The 12,938-nt window shown below is 33.5% G+C and carries 13 protein-coding genes and 1 pseudogene; 10 read left to right on the top strand and 4 right to left on the bottom strand.

Annotated elements, in window-relative coordinates; translation table 11 throughout:
* The first annotated feature begins 244 nt into the window (after window positions 1–244).
* The gene (locus AC0L5U_RS13160) at window positions 245–754 is read left to right on the top strand and encodes a CAP domain-containing protein (RefSeq protein WP_473416865.1); all 510 of its coding nucleotides are present in this window, start codon (window positions 245–247) and stop codon (window positions 752–754) included.
* Here AC0L5U_RS13160 and AC0L5U_RS13155 read toward each other — a convergent pair.
* The gene (locus AC0L5U_RS13155; RefSeq protein ID WP_473416864.1) at window positions 751–1,800 is read right to left on the bottom strand and encodes an isoaspartyl peptidase/L-asparaginase family protein; all 1,050 of its coding nucleotides are present in this window, start codon (window positions 1,798–1,800) and stop codon (window positions 751–753) included. The two genes, AC0L5U_RS13160 and AC0L5U_RS13155, sit on opposite strands and share 4 nt — an antisense overlap.
* A gap of 121 nt (window positions 1,801–1,921) precedes the next feature.
* Here AC0L5U_RS13155 and amaB point away from each other — a divergent pair, with 121 nt between their 5' ends.
* The 7 genes from amaB (at window position 1,922) to AC0L5U_RS13120 (ending at window position 7,846) form a co-directional block, all read left to right on the top strand.
* On the top strand, window positions 1,922–3,475 hold the full coding sequence (amaB, locus tag AC0L5U_RS13150; protein ID WP_473416862.1) for an L-piperidine-6-carboxylate dehydrogenase: 1,554 nt from the start codon (window positions 1,922–1,924) through the stop codon (window positions 3,473–3,475).
* 137 nt (window positions 3,476–3,612) lie between these two features.
* Window positions 3,613–4,548 carry an OmpA family protein gene (locus AC0L5U_RS13145; RefSeq protein ID WP_473416861.1) on the top strand — a complete coding sequence of 312 codons (936 nt, stop codon included), beginning with the start codon at window positions 3,613–3,615 and terminating at the stop codon, window positions 4,546–4,548.
* A gap of 17 nt (window positions 4,549–4,565) precedes the next feature.
* On the top strand, window positions 4,566–5,111 hold the full coding sequence (locus AC0L5U_RS13140; RefSeq protein WP_473416859.1) for a hypothetical protein: 546 nt from the start codon (window positions 4,566–4,568) through the stop codon (window positions 5,109–5,111).
* Between the two features lie 278 nt (window positions 5,112–5,389).
* A complete protein-coding gene (locus AC0L5U_RS13135; RefSeq protein WP_473416858.1) occupies window positions 5,390–5,980 on the top strand; it encodes a DUF1800 family protein in 591 nt (196 codons plus the stop codon).
* Window positions 5,962–6,261 (top strand): DUF1800 family protein, encoded by a 300-nt coding sequence (locus AC0L5U_RS13130; RefSeq protein ID WP_473418291.1) that lies wholly within the window; start codon window positions 5,962–5,964, stop codon window positions 6,259–6,261. Before AC0L5U_RS13135 ends, AC0L5U_RS13130 begins: the two co-directional genes overlap by 19 nt.
* On the top strand, window positions 6,255–6,653 hold the full coding sequence (locus tag AC0L5U_RS13125) for a DUF1800 family protein (protein WP_473416857.1): 399 nt from the start codon (window positions 6,255–6,257) through the stop codon (window positions 6,651–6,653). The genes AC0L5U_RS13130 and AC0L5U_RS13125 overlap by 7 nt, the downstream gene beginning before the upstream one ends.
* A gap of 2 nt (window positions 6,654–6,655) precedes the next feature.
* Complete coding sequence (locus AC0L5U_RS13120; RefSeq protein ID WP_473416855.1) at window positions 6,656–7,846, top strand: DUF1501 domain-containing protein; 1,191 nt, start codon at window positions 6,656–6,658, stop codon at window positions 7,844–7,846.
* Window positions 7,847–8,167: 321 nt separating this feature from the next.
* On the opposite strand, the pseudogene AC0L5U_RS13115 reads toward AC0L5U_RS13120, so the two are convergent.
* The 3 genes and pseudogenes from AC0L5U_RS13115 to AC0L5U_RS13105 form a co-directional block, all read right to left on the bottom strand.
* Window positions 8,168–9,302 (bottom strand): annotated as a pseudogene (locus AC0L5U_RS13115) (DUF5929 domain-containing protein).
* Between the two features lie 125 nt (window positions 9,303–9,427).
* Window positions 9,428–9,964, bottom strand: coding sequence for an HD domain-containing protein (locus AC0L5U_RS13110; RefSeq protein ID WP_473416854.1), 537 nt, complete (start codon window positions 9,962–9,964; stop codon window positions 9,428–9,430).
* Window positions 9,961–10,713: an SDR family NAD(P)-dependent oxidoreductase gene (locus tag AC0L5U_RS13105; protein WP_473416853.1), complete on the bottom strand. Its 753-nt coding sequence runs from the start codon at window positions 10,711–10,713 to the stop codon at window positions 9,961–9,963. Before AC0L5U_RS13105 ends, AC0L5U_RS13110 begins: the two co-directional genes overlap by 4 nt.
* Before the next feature lie 259 nt (window positions 10,714–10,972).
* Between AC0L5U_RS13105 and AC0L5U_RS13100 the strand changes: the two genes are divergently transcribed.
* Window positions 10,973–11,974 (top strand): AAA family ATPase, encoded by a 1,002-nt coding sequence (locus tag AC0L5U_RS13100; RefSeq protein WP_473418290.1) that lies wholly within the window; start codon window positions 10,973–10,975, stop codon window positions 11,972–11,974.
* A 78-nt stretch (window positions 11,975–12,052) separates the two neighbouring features.
* A complete protein-coding gene (locus AC0L5U_RS13095; protein WP_473416852.1) occupies window positions 12,053–12,919 on the top strand; it encodes a DUF58 domain-containing protein in 867 nt (288 codons plus the stop codon).
* Window positions 12,920–12,938 lie beyond the last annotated feature (19 nt).

Genomic DNA, 12,938 nt, shown 5'->3' with positions numbered 1-12,938 from the left:
GATTTAAATGAACAAAATAGTTAAAAAACGAAAGCGTAGGTAGAATCCCGTTAATTAAATTACGTTGAAGAATTAAAGTTTAGTCTTTTGGAGATGTTAAATATGTCTTAAGATTTTGAGTAACGCTTTGTCGAAAAGTACCGACGTATGACAGAATTTGTTAAGATTTAAGTGATTTCTTCAGTTTTATTAATCTCTAAACATCTGATACTCGTATATTTCAATAACCCAATCTACTTATATTATGAAAATCTTTTGTTTAAAAACCTGCATCGCAGTATTCTGTTTTGTTGTGATATTTTCTTCTGTTTCTTGTTCTAAAGATGATGTTACTGAAAATGATATTGAAAAATATGAGGTAATTTCTATGGCTGAGGAAATTCTACAATTAGTCAATGCGCATAGAAAAAGTATTGGAAAACAAGCCTTGACTTTTAATACGTTAGCAAACGATTTGGCATACGAGCATACACGCTATATGATTGAGCAAAACGATATAAGTCATGATGATTTTGATAATCGTTCTGACATATTAATTGCTGAAGAAAATGCGAATAGAACAGGCGAAAATGTGGCTTATGGACAACGGTCTGCTAAGGCTGTTATGGATGCTTGGTTAAATAGTTCGGGACACCGAAGAAATATAGAAGGCGATTTTACGCATATTGGGATTGCAGTTATAAAGAATAGCAACGGGACCTATTATTTTACACAGCTTTTTTTGAAGAAAAGACCAGAAAATAATAATATTTAATCTTTAAACATCCCAATATATAATTCCCCTTTATCATTCATCGTAGCTCTAAACATACCTTGAGTGTTAAATTCCATAGCCATATTACCATCCTTATCAATAGCAACTATACCACCTGTTGCTCCTTGATCTCCAATGTTTGGTAATTTATTTTGAATGACTTCTTTTGCAGCGTCTTCAAGACTTAGACCTTTATATTCCATCAATGCAGAAATATCATATGCCACCATACCTCGAATAAAAAACTCGCCCCAACCTGTGCTTGAAACTGCACAAGTATTATTATTAGCATAAGTGCCTGCGCCAATTATTGGAGAATCTCCAATGCGCCCCCAACGTTTGTTTGTCATGCCACCGGTAGAAGTTCCCGCAGCTAAATTTCCATGTTTGTCTAGAGCTGCACAACCCACGGTTCCGAATTTTGAGTCTTGCAAATCTGTATCATAAAATGAAGCTGCTTTATTTTTTTCTGAGGGTTTAACGCGCTCAAGAGATTTTAGCTTTTTTTTAGTAGAGAAATAATTAGGGTCAACAATAGTTAAACCTTGTTCTTGGGCAAAAGTTTCAGCCCCATCTCTGGAAAGTAAAACATGTGGCGACTTATCCATAACTGCACGCGCCAAATTAATTGGGTTTCTAACGGTTTTAGTTCCTGCTGAAGCACCGGCGTTAAGTGTTCTTCCATCCATGATAGACGCATCATGTTCGTTAGTCCCTTCATGAGTAAAAACAGCACCTTTACCAGCATTAAAAAGTGGCGAATCTTCTAAAACATTTATTGTGTTTTGTACAGCATCTAAACTAGTTCCGCCGTTTTTTAAGATGTCATAACCAATGCGAATCGCTTCTTTGAGTTTTTGACGATATTTTGCTTCTCGCTGTTCAGACATATTATTGCGTCTGATACTTCCTGCTCCACCATGAATCACAATTGAAAATTTTACTTTTTCGGTTTCCTTTGGAATAATTTCAAGAGTCTTTTTAGATTCATACTTACAAGAAGAAAAAACGATAAGTATAACAAGTAAATAAATGGTTTTTTTCATAGAAATTCCGATTAATTAGCATACTAAGTTAATAATTTTATCATTAGCAAATTTTAATAAAAACGACTTTTAATTAGTATATTCGCAAATAATTCTCATATAAATATTAAATCAATAATTAATGGGTGCAATCGCAACAAGTTTTGGTATTGATGAAGCTTTAAAAACTTTAGGAATAAAGTCTATAAATGAAGGTACATCAACTGGTTCAGATAATTTTTCTAACGGAGAGATTATTGAGAGTTATTCACCAGTAGATGGTCAATTAATCGGGAAAGTAAAAGCGACAACAAAAGAAGATTTTGAAGTTGTAATGGGTGTAGCTACTTCAGCTTTTAAAACTTGGAGAAAGATGCCTGCACCACAACGTGGAGAAATTGTACGTCAATTTGGAGAAAAATTGCGTAAAAAGAAAGATGCTCTTGGGAAATTGGTGTCTTATGAAATGGGTAAAAGCTTTCAAGAAGGCTTAGGCGAAGTTCAAGAAATGATTGACATTTGTGATTTTGCAGTTGGATTATCTCGTCAGCTTCACGGGTTAACGATGCATTCTGAACGTCCAGGACACAGAATGTACGAGCAATACCATCCGTTGGGCGTAGTTGGAATTATTTCAGCCTTTAATTTTCCTGTAGCGGTTTGGGCGTGGAATACTGCTTTAGCTTGGGTTTGTGGCGATGTTTGTGTTTGGAAGCCTTCTGAAAAAACACCAATATGTGGTGTCGCTTGCCAAAATATAGCTGCTGAAGTTTTTGCTGAAAACAACTTGCCAGAAGGTATTTCTTGTTTGATAAATGGGGATTACAAGGTGGGAGAATATCTGACAAAGGATACTAGAATTCCGTTAATTTCAGCAACAGGTTCTACAAGAATGGGTAAAATTGTAGCAAAAGAAGTAGCAGGACGTTTAGGGAAATCTTTGTTAGAATTAGGAGGGAATAACGCCATTATCGTAACTCCTGACGCCGATATAAAAATGACGGTAATTGGTGCTGTTTTTGGTGCAGTTGGTACAGCAGGACAACGTTGTACTTCAACACGACGTTTAATAATTCACGAATCTATTTACGATAAAGTAAAAACAGCTGTTGTTGATGCTTACAAACAATTACGTATTGGAAATCCGCTTGATGAAAACAATCATGTTGGTCCATTAATCGATACCGATGCCGTAAATATGTATACTAAAGCTTTAGAAAAAGTAGTAGCAGAAGGAGGACATATTGTTGTTGAGGGAGGCGTACTTTCAGGAGAAGGTTACGAAAGTGGATGCTATGTAAAACCAGCAATCGCAGAAGCAAAACCTAATTTTGAAATTGTACAACACGAAACATTCGCACCTGTTTTATACTTATTAAAATATTCGGGCGAGGTTGAAAACGCTATTGATATTCAGAATGAAGTAGCACAAGGATTAAGTTCGGCCATTATGACAAACAATTTGCGTGAAGCAGAACGTTTCTTATCTGTTCAAGGTTCAGATTGTGGCATTGCCAATGTAAATATTGGAACTTCAGGTGCTGAAATAGGCGGTGCTTTTGGTGGCGAAAAAGATACTGGTGGCGGACGAGAATCAGGCTCTGATGCTTGGAAAATTTATATGCGCAGACAAACAAATACCATTAATTATACTACTGAATTACCTTTGGCTCAGGGTATAAAATTCGATATATAAAACTAAATGCATTGCCTATATTAAAAAGCCGCATTCCCTAGAATGTGACTTTTTAAGTTTTTATGGTTCTTAATGTATGAGCTTAAAGTGTTATATTGCAAGCACTTATAATTTCATTAACCATAAACTATTTTAAAATGAGTAAAAAAACATCCTATCTTTTAGGGATTATACTCACTATTATTCTCGGTACAATTTTGTATTATTTTCTATGTTGCAGCGTATGTTGTGGCAAAGAAAGTTGCGAACACAAACACGATGAGACTAAGAGTGCAGTAACTCCAGAAATTAAAGATGCAACTAGAAATGCATTTATGATTAAAGACGCTAACGGCGACTTTAATATTGACATGAATGATAATTTCAATTTCAAAACTTCTAATTTTTCAATTTTAGATCCAGTATCGCAAAACGTTGAGAATGGTGTATTGAAATTAAAAGGTTATTTATTAGCAAACCCTTCAAAAACAGTTGATATTACTGGGTTTTATAAAAGTGATGAAATCAATAATTCTGCATATCCAAATTTAGGTTTAGCCCGTGCAAACTCGGTTAAGAATTATTTAGTTTTACATGGCGTGCCTTCAAAACAAATAGATACTTATGGCGAATTAAATGATGCTATGAATCCTGATGAAAAAAGTACTTTGTTTGGACCATTGAAATTTGGGGTATTAACTACAGATGCATCAGATACATCAGCAATTGAAGCTCTAGAAAAAGCTTGTGATGCTATTAGAGGAAACCCATTAGTCCTCCATTTTAAAACTGGTCAAGCTTCTATTAATTTAACATCAGAGCAACGTCAGAAAATTGCAGACATTTCGCATTGTGTCGATAAATTAGGTGTAAAAATCCAAGTGGTTGGACACACAGATAATACTGGCGATGCTGCAAATAATTTGGTACTTGGTCAAAAGCGTGCAGATTTTGCAAAAGGATACCTTATTAGAAATGGTATTTTAGAAAGCAATATTGAAACATCATCTAAAGGACAATCAGAACCTATTGCAGATAATGCAACTGATGAAGGTAAAGCAGAAAACAGAAGAACAGAAATAACAATTAACTAATTAAAAAAATATAGAATATGAATTTTTTAGCAATACATTTACCATGTTGGCTTATTCCAGCAATTGTGGGTATAATTTCAGCAATATTAGGTTACTTATTAGGGAAACTTTTAAGAGGTGGAAGCAATGACGATAACAATAGAATCGAACAATTAGAAGCAGATCTTGATGCTTGTAGAAAAAGCAGACTATCTTTAGAAGACGATTTAAAATCAACTAAAGCTTCATTAGCGTCATCATTAACTGCAGCAAGTGTTGCTTTACTACCATTTGATGCAGCAGCAGCCAAAGCAGTTTTTGGTAAAAAAGTTAAAGAAAACGATTTAACAATTGTTGAAGGCATCGGTCCAAAAATCCAAGAATTATTCCATAATCATGATGTAAAAACTTGGAAAGCTCTATCGGAATGTACGGTAGATAAATGTCAAAGTGTTTTAAATTCTGGTGGCGAGCGGTACAAAATTCATAAACCTGGAACATGGCCAGAACAAGCTAAAATGGCTTATGAGGGCAAATGGGAAGCACTATTAAAATGGCAGGACGAATTAGATGGTGGAAGATAAATTGAATATTAGTGACTAGTTCAAAAAAACCGTTTCTGAATAAGAAACGGTTTTTTTGTATCTTCAAATATTGAATTTAAACCTTTTTTAGAAGCAGAAGTCTAAGAATTTACAATATCATTTTTCAAACAGAATTAATCTCATCGCTTTATGAAAGCCAAACACATACAACATTTATATAGGCGCATTGGTTTTGGAATATTACCAACCGAATTAAATACCCTTTCTAAAAAGAGTAAAAAAGAGGTTATTAATTCGCTTTTTAAAGCATCAAAAAAATGACACCACTCGAAGTAGACACTTCAGAAATAAAAGACATTTTTAGTGGTAGCATGATGATGAATTCTAGAAATCTCGATCCAGAAACTCGGCGAAAAATTCAGAAAATAAGTCGTAAAAAACAAATTGAACTTAATGTTGCTTGGATAGATAGACTTACCAACTCTTCAGAAGTTCTAAGAGAAAAAATGACACTCTTTTGGGCAAATCATTTTGTATGTGAAGATAACAGCATCACTTATATTCAGCAATTTAATAACACACTTAGAACACACGCTTTAGGTAACTTTAAAGATTTTGTAAATGCCGTTTCTAAAGAAGCTGCTATGACAAAATATTTAAACACCAAACAAAACAGAAAGCAACGGCCAAATGAGAATTTTGCAAGAGAGTTAATGGAATTATTCACTTTAGGAGAAGGACATTATAATGAAGAAGATATAAAGGAAAGCGCAAAAGCATTTACTGGATACAGTCATAATTTACAAGGCGAATTTGTATTTAGAAAACGCCAACACCATGAAGGCGAGAAAACTTTTTTGGAAAAACAGGCAACTTTTCAGGCGAAGATATTGTTGATATTATATTAGAACAAAAACAATGTGCCACGCATATCTGCGAAAAAATATACTGTTATTTTGTGAATGAAGTCATAGACGAAAACCATGTTAACACTATGGCTAACGTATTTTATAAAGACTATAATATCGAAAATCTAATGCGTTTTATGTTAAGCTCAAACTGGTTTTATGATGAAAAAAATATTGGTACAAAAATAAAATCTCCAATAGAGTTTTTAGTTGGCATTAATACTTTAGTGCCAACGGAGTTTAAAAACCAAAGCAGTTACTTTACCTTCAAAGATTGTTAGGGCAAATTTTATTAGATCCGCCTAATGTTGCAGGTTGGAAAGGTGGCAAAAACTGGATAGATAGCAACACCATTGTTTTGCGCTTAAAGTTACCATCTTTACTGCTCAATAACGCCTACATTTCAAAAGTAAAACAAGGGCAAAATGATGCTCAAATGGAGGTTAAAAAAGAAGTGTTCAAGAAAAAATATGGTAAATATTATAATACAAAAGTGAATTGGGAGTATTTCAACACGCAATTTAAAAGTGTTGACATCAACGAATTTCAAAATCACTTATTAGCCTGTAAAGTTAACGACGCTGCAAAACAGTATTTAAGTGCTTTACATAAAGTATCTAAACAAGAATATTGCATCCAATTGATGTCGTTACCAGAATATCAAATGTGTTAATTATGGACAGAAGAAAATTTTTAAAACAGTCGTCATTAGCTAGTAGCCTATTTATGGTGCCTAGTTTTGTACGTGCTTTTGAGCAAGTAGCAAGTAGCAAATTAGGTTACAAACGTTTGGTAATTATTCAATTGTCTGGCGGAAATGATGGGTTAAATACCGTGGTTCCTTACAGAAACGATTTGTATTATAAAGAGCGCCCAACATTGAGTATTCCTAAAAACGATATCATTAAATTAAATGATGAAGTTGGATTACATTCTAGTTTAGAGCCTTTAAAAAAACTTTATGATAAAGGGTATTTGTCCATCATCAATAACGTAGGGTATCCAAATCCTGTGCGTTCGCATTTTAGATCTATGGATATTTGGCAAACAGCTACAGATTCTAATGAGTTTTCTCAAAGTGGATGGGTAGGTCGTTATTTAGATAATTATGGAAAACAACCGTATAGCGCTATCGAAATAGATGAGAGTTTATCCTTAGCCATGAAAGGCGAAAACTCAAATGCGATCGCTACTCAAAATGCTAAAACGTTATATAATTTCTCAAAAGATCCATATTTTAAAAACATCCATAACCATCAAAACGATGCGCATTTAAGCGAACATAATTTAGGGTATTTGTACAAATCCATGATAGCTGCAGAGTCTTCGGCTAAGTACATATTTGAAACCAGTAAAACCGTTACAAGTTTTCAAGAATATCCAAACAATAAATTCGGGAAACAGTTAAAAACAACAGCACAATTCATTAATTCTGGACTAGACACCAAAGTGTTTTATACCTCTTTAAATGGATTCGATACACACGTTAATCAACTCAATACCCAAAAACGATTATTGGGGCAATACGCAAATGGCATCGAAGCTTTTGTAAAGGATTTAAAAGATAACGACACCTTTAAAGACACGTTAATTCTAACGTTTTCAGAATTTGGGCGTCGTGTAAAACAAAATGCAAGTGTTGGCACAGACCACGGTACGGCAAATAATGTATTTGTAATTGGCGAAAATTTAAAAACCCAAGGTTTCTATAACGATATGGCGAGCCTTAGTGATTTAGACGACAATGGCGATTTAAAATTCGAGATAGATTTCAGAACCATTTACGCCACCGTTTTAGACAAATGGCTTGAGGTAGATGATAAAAAAGTACTCAACAAATCTTTTAAACAGTTAGATTTTATTTAGAATTATTTGGGCGTTACCTATATCCTGAATTTAGTTCAGGACCTAGGTCGGGCTTTCCGTTCCAAGTCCTCGCACCTCCTGCGTCGGTGCTGTGGGCTATCCACTACAATCCCTAACGCGGGCGAATTTGCGATTAACAGTAATTAACCATCGAAGAGAAAGTATTCTTACTAAAGTCTAGAGTAAAAAAAACCTTGAGCCTATTCTTTCGATTTGGGGCATCAAGGTTTAATTAAATGATTAATAGCGGTGCAAATTTACAGTTTTTCCGTAAACCAAAAAACTTTTAATGTGAAATAAAGGTTAAATTATTAACAAATGTTAATTATATTTTACTTTCCTTAAAATACGAATCGCTTCTTTATATAAAACATAAATAGATGTATTGTGATGTTTTAAATATGGTTTAGCTTCCTGTAATCTATCTAAAGCTTCTGGAAAGTCGTTGAAGTAACATATTAAATAAGTAGAAGGCAAATTGTTCAAATCTGTCAATTCATTGTTAGTTAATGTTAATCCTTTTTTTAATTTTTCTAAAATGGCATTATTCGTATTGTAAATATGATGTAATGTTTTCTTATTAAATCTAGGCGGTTCAAAAAGCAGTTTCTTTTCAATATTATAGTTTGCATTATCATGAAAATTGATGATGGTTTCTTCTAACGGATAATATTTATAAGATTTCTTAAATCCTAAATTAACATATTCTATAATTTTAAATGTATCATCTGTAATTGAAATGGATACTTCATCTAAAGCAGAAAAAAACAAACGCACCTGCTCGTTAATCAATTCAATATCAACCCGAGAATAAAACACTTCATCTTTCACAGTTTTTTGTTGCCCTGCCCAACATACCACAAAATACTCTTTAAACACTTTGTATTGTGCATTAAAGTCTTTCCGGGTATTCATAAAATCCATCACACCATTAAGCGTATGCTCAATATTGTTTTGAGCATTGTTTTCAATGGCTTCCACAATTTTAGAATTCACATCTTTTATGTCGCTTTCAAAAACTTTTGGCATACTAATGCTGCCATCTCTAAAAAATACAGAGCCGCCATAATATTTCCAGATATTTTTTCTGAGAGAAGTTAATTTTCCAGTAGGCCTAATAGTGACCAGCCCAATAACTTTATCATCAGGTAAATGCGGAAACGGAATGTTTTCATACTGAACAATTGGCGGATTTGATAAATATGCATTAATCAAATTTTGAATTTTACTATCGTCAAAAAAATCTACACCAATTATTTTGTTGTCTTCGTCTTCAACACCAATAACTATAAACGAATTGTTTTTTGGGTTACTGTTTGAAAGTGCGCAAACATGCTTTAAAAATTTCGCTTTTCCTTCCTTTTGACCAATATCTATTTTTTCGCTTTTTATCATAAAAACTATTCTCATCGTTGTGAGCAAGTAAGTGTTTTATTAAAAGACGTTTGTTAATCATATTTGTTATTCCGCAATTCATGCGGTAGCTATTTTATAGCAATTCTATTTCTTGTTTTAAATTTTCTCTGGCTTGTGTTTCAAAATTCGTTTTATAATGTTCTGTAAAGAATAAAGTATAACGTTCTAAAAATGCTGTAATACCTTTTTTCGTCCTTTTTTGTACATAAAGTTAGGGTAAATGGCATATTCTTTTCTAATGTTTTTGATATACTTCTTATAAGTTTCCCAATCTGTCCCTAAAATAGATAAATCTAAATCCAAAAGGATAGCATTATCATTATTTTCTGTTAAAATTAATTCATGTTTTTTAGTCGAAATGATGAGATTTTGAATAATTTCTGTTCTTTTTTCATTAAAATTGAATGATTTTAAACGATTTTTGGCAAAATCAGCACTTTTCTCCTCGTTATCCTTTTTTGTGGATTTGTAAATCACATCGTGATACCAAATAGCAAACTTTAATGATTGAACATCATTAATTTTTATATCAAACTCTTCTAATTGCATGAGCATTTTATAGATGTGTGTGAAATTATGGTAATGTCTTGACTTGCTCGTGTAATTAATCTCAAGTTCTTTCCAGAGAGAGTCAATTAAGTTTTTATCTTCCGTAAACTGAGATACTAAACTTAGCCATTCATTTTTCAACCAATTTTTCATCTTTCCTTTTTCACAGTTGTACTATTAGCCTGCGCCGTACAAAACATCAAAACATCAGCAATATTAACATGTGGTGGTCTGGAAATTGCAAAATAAATAACTTCGGCAACATCTTTAGCTTCTAAAGCTTTAAAACCAGTATACACAGAATCGGCTGCTGCACCACCTTTAAAACGCACTTGTGAAAATTCAGTTTCAACCAATCCAGGATTTACAGCACCAACCTTAATTCCAAACGGATTCAAGTCTACACGCATCCCTTCGGTAATGGCCAAAACGGCATGTTTACTACCACAGTAAACATTCCCTTTTGGGTAAACTTCCTTTCCTGCAGAGGAGCCAATATTTATAATATGTCCAGATTTTCGCGCCGTCATTTGAGGAATAATAGCTTTACTCACATATAGCAAACCTTTTACGTTAATATCCATCATGGCATCCCAGTCGTCTAAACTACCATCTTGAATTGGATCTAAACCATGTGCATTTCCTGCGTTATTGATTAAAATGTCAATCTGTTTAAAATTTTTAGGTAAAGATGCAATAGCATCTAGTGTTGCTTGTTTGTCTCGTACATCAAAATTTAAAATATGAACATCTGTTAATCGACCTAATGCTTCTTGAATGGTTTGTAATCGGTTTAATCTTCGACCACAAAGCACAAGGTTAATGCCCTGTTTTGCAAACTCATAAGCTGTAGCTTCGCCAATTCCGCTTGTTGCGCCAGTAATAAATGCTGTTTTAGTCATTAATGGGTGTATTTATTTCTCTTTAAAAATACCTAAAAAGGTTTGTAAAGCCATCGTGTTTATTACAGATTTCATCAGAATTTATTCACGTCTACTTTCAAATTAAGAGATTCTTATCATAATTATTGGTTAAAGTTAGAAAACATGGTACTTTACTATTTTTTTTAACCAATTTTTAACAGGTTTCAATTAAAAATTTTAACAATTTGCAATGCTGAAAAAATGAGCAGCATATTCGAGCTTTAAAACTTAAAAAATGATGGAAGAAACAAGTACAATTGATATTAAGTCGATAAACGAGAAAATTGAAAAGGAAAGTGCCTTTGTTGATTTACTAACTTTAGAAATGAATAAAGTTATTGTAGGGCAAAAACACATGGTAGAGCGCCTACTAATTGGGCTTTTAGGACGTGGACATATACTTTTAGAAGGTGTGCCTGGTTTGGCAAAAACTTTAGCCATTAATACTCTGGCACAAGCGGTAGATGGAAGTTTTAGTCGCATACAATTTACACCAGATTTATTACCTGCCGATGTTACAGGGACTTTGATATATAATATGAAAGTGAATGACTTCTCAATAAAAAAAGGACCAATTTTTGCCAACTTCGTATTAGCAGATGAGATTAATAGAGCGCCAGCAAAAGTACAGTCGGCTTTACTTGAAGCCATGCAAGAAAAGCAAGTAACCATTGGCGATGAAACTTTTATATTAGATAAACCATTTTTAGTAATGGCAACTCAAAACCCTGTGGAGCAAGAAGGAACGTATCCTTTACCAGAAGCGCAGGTTGACCGTTTTATGTTGAAAACAGTCATTGATTATCCTAAAATTGATGAAGAGCAACTCATTATGCGCGCCAACTTAAAAGGTGCTTGGGATAAAGTAAACCCTGTAGTTTCTATCAAACAAATTTTGGCAGCCCAAGAAGCTGTAAAGGAGGTTTACATGGATGAAAAAATAGAGAAATACATACTGGATATTATTTTCGCAACCAGATATCCAGAAAAATATAGACTTACCGATTTAAAACCATTAATCTCTTTTGGAGCTTCGCCTCGTGGAAGTATCAATTTAGCTACGGCAGCAAAATGTTATGCATTTATCAAGCGTCGAGGCTATGTGATTCCAGAAGATGTTCGTGCTGTTGTTTATGATGTGTTACGCCACAGAATAGGTATTACTTATGAAGCTGAGGCTGAAAATGTAACTTCAGAAGACATCATCAATAAGATTGTAAACGAAATAGAAGTGCCTTAATAGTTTATTTGTTTAACTGTTTATTCGGTTAAACAGGTTTCAATTAAACGATTTAACAATTCAACATTTCAACAACAATTGGATACTAAAGAATTACTAAAAAAAGTACGTAAAATAGAGATTAAGACACGCCGATTGTCTGATCATATTTTTGGAGGAGAATACCACTCTACCTTCAAAGGGCGTGGTATGACTTTTAGTGAAGTACGCCAGTATCAATTTGGAGATGATGTAAGAAGTATTGATTGGAATGTTACAGCACGCTACAGCGAACCTTATGTAAAAGTGTTTGAGGAAGAACGAGAATTGACCATGATGTTAATGGTAGATATCTCAGGCTCAGAATTATTTGGTACAGAACAACAATTCAAAAATGAAGTGATTACTGAAATTGCTGCAACTTTAGCGTTTTCGGCGACTCAAAACAATGATAAAATAGGGCTGATTTTGTTTTCAGACCAAGTAGAATTGTTTATTCCGCCTAAAAAAGGACGTTCTCATGTATTACGAATTATTCGTGAACTGATTGAGTTTAAACCTGAAAGCAAACAAACAAACCTTGCCGAAGCTTTAAAATTCTTAACCAATGTGATGAAGAAGAAAGCTATTGTATTTGTACTATCTGATTTTATTGCAGATGATTATGAGCGTACCATGAAAATTGTTTCAGGAAAGCATGATGTAACAGGCATTCGCGTTTACGATAAACGAGAAGAAGAAATTCCAAATTTAGGTGTAGTACAAATGCAAGATGAAGAAACTGGCGAATTAATGCTAGTAAATACCACATCAAAAAAAGTAAGACAGAATTACGCCAAATTTTATAACGAAAAAGTCAATTATTACAAAGAAACATTTTCACGTTCAGGTGCTGGTACAATAGATTGTCGTGTAGACGAAAGTTACGTGAAAAAATTATTAGGTTATTTTAAACGAAGAGGATAAAAGATTAACGATTTATGAT

This window comes from Jejuia sp. G7-7 (assembly GCF_055808955.1).
The sequence above is the reverse complement of the archived record's forward strand: the minus strand, read 5'-3'. Positions and strand labels throughout refer to the sequence as shown.